This is a genomic window from Calditrichota bacterium, from assembly GCA_013112635.1.
Taxonomy (GTDB): Bacteria; Calditrichota; Calditrichia; order Calditrichales; family J004; genus JABFGF01.
The window spans coordinates 868,041-884,699 of record JABFGF010000002.1 but is presented as its reverse complement, the minus strand read 5'-3'; the positions used below and the strand labels follow the sequence as shown (position 1 = coordinate 884,699).

The following is a 16,659-nucleotide window of genomic DNA, read 5'->3' as shown; positions in this document are numbered from 1 at the left end:
AAATCCCTCCTGCCAAATTGCAGAATTCCTTATTTATGTATAGATTGTAAAAAATACAATCACACTTTTAATCAAGAATCCCCAAGCAGATATGAAAGAAATGGAACGCCTCCTCGGCATAATGAAAGATATCAGGCAAAATTGTCCCTGGGATGCCAAACAAACCCATGACAGCCTGAAAAGATATTTGCTGGAAGAAGCTTATGAAACCATCGAAGTAATTGATCAAAAAAACATGGATAGCTTGAAAAGTGAGTTAGGCGATATTTTGCTGCAGATTGTATTTCATAGTGAAATTGCTTCTGAAAACAATTCATTTACTTTTAAGGATGTTGTTAATGCAATTTCGGATAAAATGGTCGAGCGACATCCACATGTTTTTCAAGAAAACGGAAAAGTAACCGCAGAGGAGGTTCAGGAAAACTGGGAAAAAAATAAACACAAAAAAGAAAAACGAGAATCTATTCTTAGCGGGATTCCAATCTATTTGCCAGCTTTATTAAAAGCACAACGCCTGCAAGATAAAGCATCATCAATTGGGTTTGACTGGGATGAAATAAATGATGTTATTAAAAAGCTGGAAGAAGAGGTCTCAGAGTTCAAAGTAGCCGTCAAAGAAAACAACTCTTTAAATATTGAAAAAGAGTTTGGCGATATCCTGTTTACTCTTGTAAATATTTCACGATTTACAAATGTAATTTCAGAAGATGCACTCCATAAAACTAACACCAAATTCATTAAAAGATTTAATTTTATAGAAAAACAATTCAACAACAATCCTGAAAAAATGTCTGCTGCTTCGATGAAAGAACTGGATACACTTTGGGAAAAAAGTAAGGATTTCGATTAAATGCCAATTGTAAACGATTATATTCAATCATGTAAAAATATCAATTTACCGCAGGAGTTATCAAAAACTACATACAATTTTATTACTAAACATTTTCCGGAAATAAAACTTGGTTTAATGATGCATCAACCAAAACCTGATGCATTAAGTTTAGTAGAATCTAACTTACCGGAGGGTTTTGATTATTGGTTAGAATTATTAACAAAAGTATCTAACCCAATTAGTAAAATTGGTCCTTTTGATGAGAATGGGCATATTTTTTGTTTTTCCGGGAAAGATTTTGTCCATGAGCCTGTATGTATTTTTATTTTCAAAAAAGAAATAAACGAGTCTGTCAGTAATATCTTAAATATCTGGCAGTCTTTGTATGGAATATTAAAGGAAACAAATCTAAATACACAAAGAAAAGCTGTAAATGAATATGGAAACTTAATTTCCCAATTACTGCATGATGTTCAGTCTTTGATGGAAGTTAAAGCCGACTGCCATCAAAATGAATTGCTTTTAAATAAACTGGAATATCAAAAAAAACTAAATAAAGGCCTTTTATTTTTCATTAGAGACTTCGATTTATTTAAATCCGAAATTGAAATTGAGCAGCTCATTAAAGATTCTTTAAAAATGATCAAGCTAAATGAAAAACAATTCCATATTAATATTCAGAACCCTGGCTTAACCGTTGCCCTTGATGTTGAACTTTTTGCAGAAGCTTTTAATCAAATAATTCAAAATGCGGTTGAAGCAGTCGAATCAAACCTCTCTAAACTTAGCTTGAATGTACATACAATAAAATCCAATTCACCCTTTTTAGCAACAAATTGGATCGTTTTTGAGGTAAATGATCAGGGAAAAGGTATTTCGGATGATTTTATTCCATACGTCACCAAACCCTTTTTTACGACACAAAAATATTTAGACAAATGTGGGTTTGGCCTGGCAAATACAAAGAAAATTATTGAAGGACATAACGGATTTTTAGAAATAAGTTCTCAGAATGGAACACAAGTCAAAATAATTATACCCCAAAACTAATATGAATAAGGATAAAATTCTTGTTATCGAAGACAATGCAATCTGGCAACGTAAGTACCAAAAATGGCTTAGTCAGGATTATTCATTTTCTTTTTCCAGCAATATAGAAGATGCAAAAAACACTTTTAATTCTTTTTTACCAGACATTGTATTGCAAGACCTGGGTTTACCGGAAATAGAGTTTGGCCTTAAAATGCTGGATTATATTGTAAGCCAGGGAACTGATGCCAAAGTAATTGTAATTACTTCCTCTCAGGACCACCAGCATGCATTGGAAGCACAGAAAAGAGGAGCGTATTCATATTTCTTTAAAAGCGAAAATATTCAGGATGAATTACCTTTATTAGTTAAACGTGCCATACGTATGCAAACATTGGAACGCGACAACAGGCTTCTCCGCGATCAGCTTTCTGCTAAGCTTCAGTTTGACAATGTTATTGCTGTTAGTAAGCAAATGCAGGGTATTTTAAAACTCGTTGAGCAGACAAAAAACACCAAAGAGCCCGTTTTATTAACCGGCGAGTCCGGAGTGGGCAAAGAAATTATTGCAAAACATATACATGCACGTAGTCTTGGAAAAGACAAGCCTTTTGTTGCGATTAATTCTGCCGCAATTCCCGAAAACCTACTGGAAAACGAGCTTTTTGGCCATGAGCAGGGGGCATTTACAGGAGCAAAAAATTTAAAACCCGGACAATTTGAACTCGCTGCCGACGGCACTTTGTTTTTGGACGAAATCGGTGAGCTCCCCCTTTCTATTCAGGCCAAACTATTAAGAGTTCTCCAGGAGAAAAAATTTTTTCGGCTTGGCGGATCAAATGAAATTAATGCCAACTTCCGGTTAATTGCAGCGACAAACCGAAGCCTGCCTGAGCAGATATCAAAAAGAGAATTCCGAGAAGACTTGTTTTACCGATTGAACGTAATTCCTGTATTGATCCCACCATTACGGGAACGGCCTGATGATATACCCGCCTTAATCAATTATTTCATTGATCGGTATTGCAAAACCTACAACCATAAAACAAAACCCAAAATAGAAAATACGCTTATTAGGTATCTCTCAAAGCTGGAATGGAAAGGAAATATAAGAGAGCTTGAGAATACACTTAAACGAATGCTGGTTGTGAATAGTGATACACTATCTATCAACGATATTCCTCAGGATATTCAGGAACAGGAAAATCCCTTTTTGCAGAATTCACTTTTAAACCGATATACCATGGATGATTTGACTAAAATGTATGCGCATTTGGTTTATAATCATTTAAATCAAAACAAAAAAGAGACTTGTAAGTTTCTAAATATTAACTACCGCACATTAGTGTCACGACTGGAAAAGCCTTGATTGTAAAAAATACAATCCCGCCCTTATTTTTTAATGCAGTTTTTACAACTTATTGTTTTCTTTCTATCCTTAACCACTGTTTTTATTAATCTTAGAGTTCGTTTTTTATAAACCCTTAAAAAACAACTATTTGCTGAGTGGCACAGACTTTGTAATCGGTTGAGTGTCGATTTACAAAAGGAAGTGTAACTGTGGAAAACTTAATATCTGGTAACTTAGACATCAGCACATTAAGCGACAATTCTGGAAGAACGTATTATACAATTCGGGTAGCCTTTTCAGAAAAGGACATTCTTACAATTTACAAAAACTCTATTAATGAACTCATGGATGAGTTACCCGAAATTATTTCTTCTGCTATTCAGGCACGAATGGTCGATGGGCTACAGACAGTAAATTAGGAGGATAAATGAAGATTTTTATTTGTGAACAAGACCAAGGCAAAGCAAAATCTATGCAGGCCATTTTAGGTCACTATAGCTACAAAGTAGTTACAGTACAGAAAAATACAGATCTTTTTAAACAAGTAAATCAACAACGTCCTGCTGTAATTATTGTCAATGAAGGGTTTAATGAAAATTGTGGGGTTGAAACAATTAATCGTCTTAAAAATGATCCTGAAACATCACATATCCCTGTGATTTATATCGGAAATGATAATGAGATGGTTTCCAGTTTATATCCACCCAAAAGTACAAATGTAGAAGTCGTTCAGGAACCGGTTAAAATAAAAAATTTAAAACACTATATCGACCGGTGGACAACTTTTCGAACTTTGTATATTAAGCATTAATATGGAGTTTTTTATAATTAGCCAAATAATAATTCTTGTTTTTTGGTTTGTTTTTAAAGGAATAAATATCAAGGATGATATTTTATCTTGAAAAAGCAAAAAACCCCGCAAGCCTTTAAGGATGAAGGCTTCGCGGGGTTTTTTGATATTGCGCTGTATTACTCTTCTGCTCCCTCAAAATATTGGTTTTCAACAAAACGTGAAATAGCGACAGAATAATATTCACAATATTCATTTAGCTCAATTTTGTGATTGTCTTGATAAAAACCCGGGGTCTTGTGCTCTAAAATTAGCAAGCCTATTGCTTCCGATTGATTGATAAAAGGAATAGCAAGGAAAGAGTGCAACCCATAATTGGTTTTTTCATTCTTTGAAAATCGTGGAATAAAGTAGCCGTCTTTTTCAATATCATCTAAGAGATAAATTTGTTTATTAGTTAATACTTTTCCACAAAGACCTTCGTTTAAACTGAAACGTGTTCCTGCTTTTATAGAATCAATTTGACCTATTGTTTTGGTTATAGTTGCCATTTGTGTGTTATTCTCATCAACCATTGCAACTGTCAATTTATGTGCTTCAAATAGTTCCGCTAAAAACTCAATAAATACCGATGTCAATTTATCTTTAGTCGAACAACCATTTAACTTATTGGCAAGTTCAAGTTTATTTCTTTCTCTTGATAGGTCTTCAAATACATGTTTTTGTTTAAAAGCATTAATTGTTAAAAATTGGGATGTAAAGCTAACCTGTGTTAAAACCTTAAAGTCCTCTTCATTAAAGTAGCCTGTTGCAGGGGCATCGAAGACCCAGAAAATTTTTTGGTCTTCAGTAATTTTTGTAGATAAAGATAAAATCGAGCCGGGTGTGTAATTTGAATCGGTATAATAAGGTAATATGTTTGATCCATTTCCCAGGTTATTCTCAACCAAAATTTCATTTGAATGATTTCTTAATAGTTTTATTATTGATGGAGTTTCATCCGATTCAGTCCAGGAAATGTTTTGTTTAATTTGTTTATAGAAAAGCCGAAGGTCGTTTTTCTTGTTTTGAATAAAGATGTAACCATTGGCAGGAAGGAAATAATTAAATAAAATTTCAAACTGGCTTAAAAGTAGAGAGTTTAGTGAAATAGTTTTATCACTAAGAAGTTTATTTATATCCCCCTTTTCTGAACTTTCGAGAAAAATTTGTTCTGTTGGTTGAGTTACAGATTTACTTTCCTCTTGGTCCGGTAGGGATTGCTGTTTTTCGTCTTGAGCAATTGAAGCTGAGTATTGCCTGTATACAATAAATCCTAACCCGGAAAAAAGCATTATCTTCAGAAGAATATTTCCTGTAAAACCCAACAAGTCAATATTTACAAAAAATCCAATCAAAGATAGAATAATTACTAAAATGTAATACAGCACAAGAATGTCCTTATATTTAAAAAAAGTTAAGGAGATTCTTTGTTAAAACCAAAAATAAGCCTTGTATTATTTATCACCCGTAAGATGAATATTTTCTGAGTTAACTTTTTCCGGTACATTTTTAAGGCTGTCACTCTTAGTTTCATCTTCTTTTGCTTCTACAAACTTATCCTCAGCATTTTTTTCGTCTTGAAAGCTAGCAGCTGGGTTTCCGATAGCTGAAGATGGCATAGAGCCTTCTTGTATATTTTGCTGAACTCCAATATCAGTAAAGATAAAAAAGTAAATAGAGGCGGCTAAAACTGTTCCAGAAAATATTAGAGACAGGCCTTTTTTATTTAACGCCGGTGTCTTCTCTTCATTATTTATTTTAATAATTTCATTTCTCAGGTTTGAATCAAAATCTTCTGAGGGTAATACTGATTGCAGGTTTTTTATTTTTTCGCTTATCGAAAGCGACTCCATAAAAATATTTTTACATTCCGGATCTCTCTCTAAGAATTCATCAATTTCTTTTTTGACACCTGGCTCTAACGTCTCATCTATATAATCTGATAATAATGCTTTTGCTTTGTCACAAGTCATCATAGGCGTAGATTCCTCTCCCTTTCTATTTAACATCTTTTAATATTTTTTTTAGATCATACTGTAGTTTTAAACGTGCCCGGTTAACACGAGATTTAACAGTCCCAAGTGGAATATTTACAATTTGAGATATTTCTTCATAAGAAAAGCCCTGCACATCCCGCAGTAATATCACCTGTTTAAATTTTGGTGAAAGTTTAGCAATGGCTTTTTGAATCTCTGTATCAGTTATTGCAGAATTTGCATATTTATCAGGTGTAATTCCCTTGTCCGGCAATTCATAATCTTTTTCTGTAGACATAAAGTTATGAATTGAAAAAATGTTCCTTCTTTTTCTCTTTCTTAGTTCTGTTTTTGCAAGGTTTCCGGCAATTGTATAAATCCAAGTGGAGAACTTTGCTATTTCCTTATAATAATGTTTGTTTTTGTAAAGTCTTAAAAAGGTTTCCTGAAGAATATCTTCAGCGTCAATTCTATCACCAAGAAACCGAAATATATAATTCATTAACGGGTCTCGGTATCTTTTTACCAGTAGATCATAAGCATAGGCATCTCCTTGTTGGAAGCGCGCTATCAGCTGCTCATCCGTTGGCCCAGACTCATTTTTTACATTTGTTATCTCTTTGTTTACTGTTGTCATTTTTGTATGCGCTTTTTTAACATTGTAGTCGGTTTATGGTTCCCAAATATTATAATAAAATTCTTCTTCTTTTGCTTTTTAAAAATGAAAGCAGTTTTCGTGTTTTTCTTGCTAGTGATTTAGTCATTAAAATTAAACAAAATTCCGCTTTAAAGCCTGCATATAGTAAAACATAAAGATTGAACAAGCGCCCAATCTGTACTTGCTGTACTTTTTGCTTTTTTGTCAATTACATGCAGTTCAGAAACAACATTCTCTAAAGCTATTGGACTAAAATATTTCAATGTTGCTGAAATATCCCGCTGTTGATATTCATTTATTTTTAACTCACGGGAAATAGCGCCAAAATCCTGACCGCTACTTTTTCCTTTTGCAACCAACAATGCTTTTCTAAAATAATTAAAAAGAACCGATATTAATAGATTTATATTTTCGCCTTTTTCAATCAGCTTTTTGCCGATCACAAAACTACGTTCCAGGTTTTTTTCACTTAACATTTTTTGCAAGGTAAAAACATTGTAATCTTTGGACATTCCTGTAACGGCAATTATATCATCTTCGCCTATTTCAGATCCATCCGATTTATACTCTTTTACCTTCTCCAGTTCATGCTCAATATTTAGCAAGCTATTCCCGGTATACTCGGCAAGCATTGTAACTGCCCTGGAAGACATTTGCTTTTTCTTCAGACCCAGCCGTTCTTTTATTATAGCCGGAATTTTATAATCCGGAACCGGTTTGCAATCAACAAAAACCGCTTTTTTCTTTAATTCTATAAACAGCTTGGTCTTACCCATCTCTTCTGTTGACAATAATAAAACTGTTGTTACCGTTGGATTTTCAAGATAGTTTAAAAAAGTCGAGGTATCCGAAACTTTGATTCTGGAAAGCTCTTTAACCACAACAAGCTTGTTGTTGGAAAGCATCGGATAAGAAAGGGACGCATTTACAACATCGGATAAACTGTTTTCACTTCCATGTAGCATAATGCGGTTTAAGCTTCTAGAAGAAGAATCTGCAAAAAGTTTACTGGTAAGTGCGTTAATAATCTGATCATGAAAAAACTTTTCTTTACCGCTTAATAAATAAACGGGGGCAAATTTTTCTTCGCCAATTGATTTGATGATGTCAGAAACTGAAGCCATTTTAATTCTCCTTCGACTCCGTTTTAGACATCCAATTGTTGATTTTCTTGTTAAAAATAATACCTATTGCCAAAATAAAAATCCATTGAAAAAGTGTAGTCCCCAAACTGAAACTCTCAAAAATATCCCATGAAGACTCTGGTAACCGGGTTACTGATTGATAAAACCACCATCCAAGCATGGCAATAAATTCAAGAGGCAATAAAACATAAAATAATACTTTAAATGCCAAATGCGTGAAAGTAGTGTACTTTTGTGGTTGGTACCATTCATCTACAAATTTTGTTACGCCAACTTTCAATACAAGTAAAGTAAAAAATAAGCCACTTAAAATTAATCCAAGCCCCCAAACCCAATCCTGATTGTTGAAAAAATCCATTGATATAGCAGATGGAGTGCCTACTATGGCAGTAATTAAGGCGATAACAATGACTGCTTTTTTTCGATCCATTCCAAAGTCCATCATTACCCGTGATGCGAGCTCTAACATTGATATAAGGCTGGAAAGAGCTGCAAAAAACAGTGCCATAAAAAAGATAATCGCAAAAATACCCCCTGCGCTCATCTGTGAAAAAAGTTTTGGAATGGCAATAAATGCAAGTCCCTGGTTTCCGGATGCCAGTGCTGAACTTGCTACATCTGTTGAGGGGCTTAATGCAAAGATTGTTGGAATAATGACCAAGCCAGCTAAAATAGATGCAAAATTATTTCCGATCCCGGTAATAAAAACATTACCTGTAATGCGGGCTTTATTTTTTGCATAAACAGCATATGTTAAAACCAATCCCCAACCCGCGCCTGTAGACCAAGCTGATTGAGAAAGTCCATCAAGCCAGATTTTGTAATCGCCTAATTTTTGAAGCTCAAAAGAAAACAGATAGGATAGCCCAACATCAGATCCTGATAAGCTTATTGCTTTTATTGCAGATATTATTAAAAGAATATATAAAGTCGGAATTATTATTTTTGAAAAACGCTCTATCCCTTTGACCACACCGAGGTAAATTAAAATTTCTGCAAGGGCCAATGAAACAAAATGAAAAAGAACCGGCTCATTGTAGGATGTGGTGTAACTTGTCCAAAACTGTTCGTGATTAAGAGTTGTTAATTCACTTGAAACGGCAAGCAAAAAATATTTTAGAGCCCAACCGCTTACAACTGAATAATAAAACATAATTGCGCTTGTACAGAATGCTACAAACCATCCCATCCAGGTGTATTTTTCACCCATAGCTTTTTTAAAAGCACCGAGCACCCCTTTACGTGTTTTCATTCCCACAGAAAACTCAACCATTAACAAAGGAATAGACCACAAAAAAAGGAAGATGAGCCAGGGAATAATAAATGAACCGCCATATTGACCGGCAAGACGTGGAAAACGCCAAATATTTCCCGCACCAATTGCCATGCCCAGGGTTGCTGCTATCAAACCAAATCGTGAACTGAATGATTCTATTTTATGCATATCCATTTATCCCAAAAAGTGCCACCCCAAGCCAAGAGCCGATACTACAAAACAGTAATATCCAAACCATTGTAGTTTGCCTTTTTTTACAATATCCAAAAGCCAGATAATCGCCAAATAACCAGTAGCAAATGCAACAATTGTCCCGGCAAAATAATTCAACATTCCGGATGAGTCGATGCCAACTTCCATTAAATCTTTTGTTTTTAAAAGTACTGCCCCAAAAACCGCCGGAATAGACATTATAAATGAAAAGCGGGCAACTTTATCACGATCTATACCGAAAAGCAGACCGGTGAAAATTGTACTGCCACTTCTGGAAATCCCCGGCAAAATTGCAAATGCCTGAGCTACTCCAATCAGAAAAGTGTTTGAAGTTTTAAACAGTGTGCCGCGATCTTTTAAATAAGGCGTCAAAGTCATAATCAACCCGGTAATAGCCAGCATAAAATATACAAGCAAAACATTTGAAAAAGCGGTTTCAATTTGATCTTTAAATGTAAGCCCAATTACACCGGCAGGAATTGTGGCGATGATAACATATAAATCCCATTTAAAATATTCTTGTAATTCCGGGTCATTATTTTTTTTGATTGGAACCTGATATAGGGCGATTATCATTTGTATTAATTCTTTGCGAAATGCAACCAGGATGGATAACAATGTCCCAAAATGAACAAATACTTCAAAGGCAATCCCTTCTTCATGAAAATTAAGTATCTCTGCAAAAATGACCAGGTGACCTGAGCTGGATATTGGTAAAAACTCCGACAATCCTTGTACAAGCCCCAAAATAATTGATTTTATAAGTTCCATTTATTTCCCGGGTTAAGTCCTTTTTATTTTTTAAAAAGGGTAATCTATCCAAAATTGATAAATCAAACAAATGGGTTAATGATAACGGCCCGGAAAAACATAAAAGGGACTGTAAAAAATAAAAAACTTGCTTTCTCAAATTTCAATAATTATATTCCAGCTCAATTTATGACTATCGGTCATTTTATACAAGGAAGAACATGGGAATTAGTGAGCGTAAAGAAAGAGAAAAACATCAAAGACGTAATGACATTATTAATGCAGCGGAAAAACTCTTTTTCAGCAAAGGGCTTGCTAATACAACGATGGATGAGGTAGCAAAAGAAGCCGAATACAGTAAAGGAACATTATATCTTTATTTTAAAAGTAAAGAAGATCTTTATCTGGCAATAACCGTACGAGGCATGAAAATACTGGAAAAAATGTTTCGCGAGGCATTAAAAGTTTCTGAAAATGGGCTTTGCAAATCACGAAGAATGGGTGAAACATATTTTGAATTTGCACATAAATATCCCAACTATTTTAATTCAATGGTTTATTTTGAAACAAGTGACATACAAATTGATAATAACGAAAACGCCCAAACATGTGAGGAACAAGTAAACAGAACATTGCAGCCTGTAGTAGAAGCTGTTCAGGAAGGTATAAATGATGAAAGCATCAGGTCAGACTTAGATCCACTGCAAGTAGCTACTGTTATGTGGGCTCACTGTACAGGGATCATTACAGTAATTTCTCAGCGTGGATCTCATATTGAAGAGCAGCATGGTGTCAAAGTCAATGATTTGGTTGAACTCTCTTTTGAGATGATTGGACGTTCGTTAAAAAAATAAATTTTTTTGCACCAACAATGACTCGCAGTCATTAAATCAACATTAGTATGGAGAATGTATATGCGACAAATAATTAGCTTTTTATGGATTATACCTTTCCTTGTTTTTGAAAATGGGTACGCTCAGGAAAGCATGGAGAAGGTTTTGGAGGAGTATGTTTTAATAGGCATACAAAACAATCAAGCTTTAAAACAAAAGAACTTTTCGTATCAGAAAAGCTCCGCGGCGCTGAAAGAGGCGCGTGGAATGTTTATGCCGTCCATTTCAATTGAGGCACGCTACTCACGAGCTGGTGGCGGACGTGAAATTATTTTTCCGGTTGGCGACTTAATGAACCCGGTTTACGGCTCATTAAACCAGCTTTTTGCTGCCACAGGATTGCCGCAGCAAAACTTCCCAACATTGGAAAATGAACAAATTCCTTTTTTACGAAAGGAAGAACATGAAACAAAGCTTCGCCTTGTGCAACCGTTAATCCAACCCGCTATATACTATAATTATCAACTTAAAGATAATTTGTCTGAAGCCTCTATGTCGGAAGTAAGAGCTTACAAAAGCCAGCTTATTTCAGAAATAAAATCCGCTTATTATAAATATATGCAAACTATTCAGCTTGTTACTTTGTTTGAGGGAACTCTTGATTTATTAAATGAAAACATTCGGGTTAGCCAGGCTCTTTATGATAATGATATGGTGACAATAGATGTTATTTATCGCGCCGGTTCCGAAAAACTAAAAGTTGATCAGCAGCTTGAAGAAGCAAAACATAAAAACATTCTAGCCAAATCTTATTTTAACTTTTTATTAAACCGGCCTTTGGATGAAGATATCTTAATCAGCGAAAACAATGAATCCCCACTTTACCCTGTAATAAATCTTAACACTTCTGAGGAACGTGCTCTAAAGCATCGGGATGAAATCCGGCAGATTGAACATGCTTTATCAGCAACAGAAAATGCCCACGCTCTTTCAGGCAGCGGTTATTTTCCTAACCTTAACCTGGTTATGGATTATGGTTTCCAGGGCGCGGAATATAATTTTAGTAAAGAAAATGATTATTGGATGGCCTCTGCTGTTTTAAGCTGGAATTTGTTTAACGGGTTTCAGGATAATGCCAAAAGGGAGCAAGCTGCAATGGATAATAAAATTATGCAGGCACGATCTAATGAACTTAGAAAGCAAATTCGTATGCAGGTAAAAAATGCTGTTTGGGGTTTACAGGTTTCGCATAAAACTTTATTAAGTGCCCAAAAGCAGGAAACCCAGGCCAACGAATCTTTTAAAATTGTATCAACAAAATACAAGGAAGGGGTCGCCTCTCAGATTGAGTTTATTGATGCACGGTTAAATATGACCAATTCCAGGATAAATAATATTATTTCAAAATATGATTTTTTTATAAAGCAAGCTGAGCTGGATCATGTTTTGGGAAATTCTAATTAATTTAACAAAGGAGTTTATCATGAAAAAAATAACACTTTTATTTCTGATGTTAAGTATCTCGTATTTATTGTTTATAGGCTGCGAATCCCAAGCCCAGGAAAACAATGAACTTAAAAGTATCAAGGTTAAAATGGTTGAAGTTGTTTCAACTGAATTACAAACCCCGATTAATACAAGTGGATTGTTGGCTGCAAAAGAAGAAGTTCTTTTATCATTTAAAACTGGTGGCGTTATCAAAAATATTTTTGTAGACGCCGGACAAAAAGTGAAAAAAGGACAACTACTGGCACAGCTGGATCTTGAAGAAATATCGTCTTATCGTGAGCAGGCAGAAAGTGCCCTTGCCAAAGCAAAGCGTGATATGGCAAGAATAGAAAACCTTTATAATGAAAAAGTTGTGACTCTTGAACAAAAGCAAAATGTTAAAACGGCTCTTGATGTGGCAAGATCTAATGCAAAAATCGCCTCTTTCAATGAACAGCATTCAAAAATATATGCCCCAACTGATGGTAAAATTCTATCCCGTTTTGCTGAGAAAAATGAACTGACTTCTCAGGGGCGCCCTATTCTCTCTTTTGGTTCAACAAATGAGGCATTTGTTTTAAAAGTCGGTGTCTCTGATAAAGATGTTGTGAAGTTACAACTTGGTGATCCTGCTACTCTTGAATTTGATGCCTTCCCCGGAAGTATATTTAATGCAACTGTTTCCCAAATCGCTGCCGGCGCAAGTAAGGGAAGTGGAACTTTTGAAGTGGAGTTACAGCTGGCGACTTCTAAGCAAATCCTATATTCCGGGTTTATAGGCAAAGCAAAGATATTACCACAAAAACGAGAGCAAGTTAGCATAATTCCAATAGAATCACTTTTAGGTGCATCTGGTAAAAGTGGCTATGTTTTCAAAATTGACGGGCAAAATATTGCAAAAAAACAGAAAGTGAAAATTTCCTTATTACTGGATGATCAGGTTGTAATTAGTGAAGGACTTGAAGGAATTGATAAAGTTGCCGGTGAAGGAAATGATTATCTTACAAGTGGTTCATTGGTTACAATAATAAATTAACTTGAATAAAAAGAGAAAGTTAAAACATGAAATTACCCAAAATTGCAATAGATAATCATCAGTTTACCATAATGATGGTTTTGCTCCTTTCATTAATGGGGGTTGTATCATTTTTTTCAATGCCAAGATCAGAAGATCCGGCTGTCACTCCTCCGGGGACAAATGTTGTTGTGGTTTATCCCGGAGCCAGTACAGAAGATTTGGAACGGTTGGTTGTTGATCCTATTGAAGAAGCTATAAATGAGCTGGAAGATATTCACAAATTTAACACAACTATTGAAAATGGATTAGCTGTCATTTCTGTGGAGTTTATTGCCGGAACCGATGCCGAAGATAAATATAGTGATGTGCTGCAAAAAGTTAACCGGGTTAGAAACAAGCTGCCGAAAGATATCCTTTTGCTTGATATTCTTAAGTGGTCCATTTCGGATGTTGTTGTGGTCCAGCTTGCAATAAACTCTGATTCGCTTAGCTACAACGAGCTTGAAAAAAAGGCCGATATTTTAAAAACACGCTTAGAGCGAATTAGCGGCGTTAAGAAAAGTAAAGTTTGGGCAGCACCAGATCAGCAAGTTCAAATTAAGCTGGATTTTCAAAAAATTGCTCAACTAAACATTCCTCTGCAGCAAATTATTGGTGCTTTGCAAAGCAGTAATTCGAACATTCCCGGTGGAACAATAAAACTTGGGCCCAAAAGTTTTAATATAAAAACAAGCGGTTCATACGAGTCATTAAATGAGATTCGTAACACTGTTGTCCATGCCCGTTTGAACAAACCGGTTTATATAAAGGACATCGCCTCTGTTGAAATTGACTATGAAGAACAGAATTATATTGCGCGTTTCAGAGATAAAAAATCTCTTTTTATAACAGTAACACAAAAAAGCGGAACAAATATTTTTAATGTCGTTGGGGCAGTAAAAAAGGAGGTTACCGACTTCAAAGAAAAACTGCCTCAAGACATCCAGCTTGAAACTGTTTTTGATCAATCCCTGAGTGTTGAAAAAAGGATGGACACATTTTTTTCTAATCTTGCTGGCGGTATGCTTTTAGTCGGGTTAATTGTCTTTTTGGCATTTGGTTTAAAAACTTCTATGATAATAGCTTTGGTAATCCCTCTCTCCATAATTATTGCAATTGGATTTGTGGATATGAGTGGATATGGATTGGAGCAAATGTCAATTGTAGCCATGGTTATTGCACTTGGGTTGTTGGTTGATAACGCCATAGTTGTTGTTGAAAATATTATCCGTTTTCGCCGCCTCGGTTACAGCAAAAAAGAGTCCGCTATTCGTGGTGTTAGTCAGGTTGGATGGGCAGTTGCCAGCTCAACTGTAACAACTATACTGGCATTTGTCCCAATCATTTTTATGCCGGGTATTACAGGAGATTTTATCCGCAGTATGCCGGTTACGGTTGTTTACATTTTAAGTGCATCACTAGTTCTGGCACTAACTTTAACACCGTATCTTTCAAAAAAGTATCTTAAATTTGAACAAAATGATAAAGATAAAATGCTGTTCCGTTCATTAAACCATATTATTGAGAAACATTATAAATGGATTTTATCAAAAGCATTAAACAATCGCACTATTGTTCTGATCATCGCAACTGTTGCCTTACTGTTTTCTTTGTTCCTTTTCCCATACGTTGGAGTCAGTTTTTTTCCAAAAGCTGAAAAACCTCAATTTCTGATTGATATAAAAATGCCCAAAGGAACAAATCTTGATAAGACAAATGCCGTTACAAAACAGGTTGAATCCATAATTACAGAACTTTCCGGCGATGTTACATATGCAACAAATGTCGGCCGTGGTAATCCTCGTATTTATTACAATATTATTTCGCAGAGGGAAACCAGCCACTATGCGCAACTTTTTGTTCAGCAAACTGATGAAGATATGGGCAAAATGGCCCAACTCATTTCCAGCCTTCGTGACACTCTCCCTAAAATTGCGGGTACTAAGATTGAAGTGAAAGAGTTTGCACAAGGCCCTCCTGTAGAAGCACCAATTGCTATAAAAATCCTTGGTGAAAACCTGGATATTCTAAAAAATATTGCCCATGATGTTGAGGAAATGATTTCCGCTGAAAACGGAACCATTAATATTAATAACCCATTGGCTACTTCTTCTATTGATCTTCAGATGAACATCAACCGAGATAAAGCTGCAATTCTGGGTCTTGATCTTGCAAGCATTGATATGACAATCCGTGCGGCTGCGGCCGGCATAACTGCTACTACATACAGAGATCAAAATGGTGATGAATATGATCTTGTGGTTAAAATGCCTTTTGATGATAAAATTACATTAAGTGATCTTGATAAAATTTATTTTTCAAATGCTGTTGGACACCAGGTTCCTTTCCGACAAGTTGTTGATGTTGAGTTTGCCGATTCGCCTGCATTGATCAGCCACTTTAAAACCCAAAGAAACGTTTCTATAACTGCAGATGTTCTTGATGGATACTCTGTAGATGCAATTACCCAGGCTGTGATTAGCAAGATGGATAACTATACCTGGCCGGATGGTTACAACTATTATGTTGGAGGTGAGCTTGAAAGCCGGGAAGAATCTTTTGGCGGAATGGGCCAGGCACTAATTGTTGCTATCATTGGGATCTTTGGTGTTTTGGTTTTACAGTTTAAATCTTTTTCTCAGCCTTTTATTGTATTGTCTGCTTTACCGCTGGCAATTATTGGTTCGATTATTTCACTATTTATAACCGGATATTCATTTTCATTTACAGCCTTTATTGGCATAACCAGCCTGGTGGGTATTGTTATCAATAATTCAATTATTTTGATCGATTATACAAACCAATTGCGGCGTTCCGGGAAAGAAGTTCTTAAGGCCTTAAAAGAGGCGAGCACAACTCGCTTTATTCCGATTATTCTGACAACGGCAACAACTATTGGCGGTTTACTTCCTTTAACTTTAGCTGGCGGCTCATTATGGGCGCCGATGGGTTGGGCAATAATTGGCGGCCTGGCTGTTTCAACTATGTTAACGCTGCTCGTTGTACCGGTTTTATACCTTATGTTTAGTCCGGTAATTGTTGAAGAAAAATAAATGTTTCAGCTTGAGTAACCAAAGAAGAGGAGATGCATCAAATAAAATCATTAGTCGAAGCATACATAAAAAATGATTCCTAAAGCCAAGTGAATAAGCTTTTACAAAGCTTGACATTCTCTAAGCCCGGCTTTAAATTAGCGATCACATTTTTTTACCTGATCAG

At 35.5% G+C, this 16,659-nt stretch carries 15 protein-coding genes; 9 read left to right on the top strand and 6 right to left on the bottom strand.

Annotated features, from left to right (window positions below):
• Positions 1-91: 91 nt before the first annotated feature.
• The 5 genes from mazG to HND50_08855 all read left to right on the top strand — a co-directional run bounded on the left by mazG (position 92) and on the right by HND50_08855 (position 4,023).
• Positions 92-850 (top strand): nucleoside triphosphate pyrophosphohydrolase, encoded by a 759-nt coding sequence (gene mazG, locus HND50_08875; GenBank protein ID NOG45331.1) that lies wholly within the window; start codon positions 92-94, stop codon positions 848-850.
• Positions 851-1,882 (top strand): HAMP domain-containing histidine kinase, encoded by a 1,032-nt coding sequence (locus HND50_08870; GenBank protein NOG45330.1) that lies wholly within the window; start codon positions 851-853, stop codon positions 1,880-1,882.
• A 1-nt stretch (position 1,883) separates the two neighbouring features.
• On the top strand, positions 1,884-3,230 hold the full coding sequence (locus tag HND50_08865) for a sigma-54-dependent Fis family transcriptional regulator (GenBank protein ID NOG45329.1): 1,347 nt from the start codon (positions 1,884-1,886) through the stop codon (positions 3,228-3,230).
• Positions 3,231-3,421: 191 nt separating this feature from the next.
• A complete protein-coding gene (locus HND50_08860; protein ID NOG45328.1) occupies positions 3,422-3,631 on the top strand; it encodes a hypothetical protein in 210 nt (69 codons plus the stop codon).
• A gap of 8 nt (positions 3,632-3,639) precedes the next feature.
• Positions 3,640-4,023: a response regulator gene (locus HND50_08855; GenBank protein ID NOG45327.1), complete on the top strand. Its 384-nt coding sequence runs from the start codon at positions 3,640-3,642 to the stop codon at positions 4,021-4,023.
• A 158-nt stretch (positions 4,024-4,181) separates the two neighbouring features.
• On the opposite strand, the gene HND50_08850 is transcribed toward HND50_08855, so the two are convergent.
• The 6 genes from HND50_08850 to HND50_08825 all read right to left on the bottom strand — a co-directional run bounded on the left by HND50_08850 (position 4,182) and on the right by HND50_08825 (position 10,083).
• Complete coding sequence (locus HND50_08850) at positions 4,182-5,432, bottom strand: GAF domain-containing protein (GenBank protein NOG45326.1); 1,251 nt, start codon at positions 5,430-5,432, stop codon at positions 4,182-4,184.
• A 66-nt stretch (positions 5,433-5,498) separates the two neighbouring features.
• Positions 5,499-6,020 carry a hypothetical protein gene (locus HND50_08845; protein NOG45325.1) on the bottom strand — a complete coding sequence of 174 codons (522 nt, stop codon included), beginning with the start codon at positions 6,018-6,020 and terminating at the stop codon, positions 5,499-5,501.
• Positions 6,021-6,042: 22 nt separating this feature from the next.
• Positions 6,043-6,657 carry a sigma-70 family RNA polymerase sigma factor gene (locus HND50_08840; protein ID NOG45324.1) on the bottom strand — a complete coding sequence of 205 codons (615 nt, stop codon included), beginning with the start codon at positions 6,655-6,657 and terminating at the stop codon, positions 6,043-6,045.
• 149 nt (positions 6,658-6,806) lie between these two features.
• Complete coding sequence (holA, locus tag HND50_08835) at positions 6,807-7,802, bottom strand: DNA polymerase III subunit delta (GenBank protein NOG45323.1); 996 nt, start codon at positions 7,800-7,802, stop codon at positions 6,807-6,809.
• Between the two features lies 1 nt (position 7,803).
• The gene (locus tag HND50_08830; GenBank protein NOG45322.1) at positions 7,804-9,267 is read right to left on the bottom strand and encodes a sodium-dependent transporter; all 1,464 of its coding nucleotides are present in this window, start codon (positions 9,265-9,267) and stop codon (positions 7,804-7,806) included.
• 6 nt (positions 9,268-9,273) lie between these two features.
• Positions 9,274-10,083, bottom strand: a complete 810-nt coding sequence (locus HND50_08825) for an undecaprenyl-diphosphate phosphatase (GenBank protein NOG45321.1) — start codon at positions 10,081-10,083, stop codon at positions 9,274-9,276.
• Positions 10,084-10,283: 200 nt separating this feature from the next.
• Here HND50_08825 and HND50_08820 point away from each other — a divergent pair, with 200 nt between their 5' ends.
• Genes HND50_08820 through HND50_08805 form a run of 4 tightly spaced genes read left to right on the top strand, consistent with a single transcriptional unit; the run spans position 10,284 to position 16,493 of the window.
• On the top strand, positions 10,284-10,916 hold the full coding sequence (locus tag HND50_08820) for a TetR/AcrR family transcriptional regulator (GenBank protein ID NOG45320.1): 633 nt from the start codon (positions 10,284-10,286) through the stop codon (positions 10,914-10,916).
• A 60-nt stretch (positions 10,917-10,976) separates the two neighbouring features.
• On the top strand, positions 10,977-12,359 hold the full coding sequence (locus HND50_08815; protein ID NOG45319.1) for a TolC family protein: 1,383 nt from the start codon (positions 10,977-10,979) through the stop codon (positions 12,357-12,359).
• Positions 12,360-12,378: 19 nt separating this feature from the next.
• Positions 12,379-13,419 (top strand): efflux RND transporter periplasmic adaptor subunit, encoded by a 1,041-nt coding sequence (locus tag HND50_08810; protein ID NOG45318.1) that lies wholly within the window; start codon positions 12,379-12,381, stop codon positions 13,417-13,419.
• A gap of 26 nt (positions 13,420-13,445) precedes the next feature.
• Entirely contained in the window at positions 13,446-16,493 is a 3,048-nt protein-coding gene (locus HND50_08805; protein ID NOG45317.1) for an efflux RND transporter permease subunit, read from the top strand.
• Positions 16,494-16,659 lie beyond the last annotated feature (166 nt).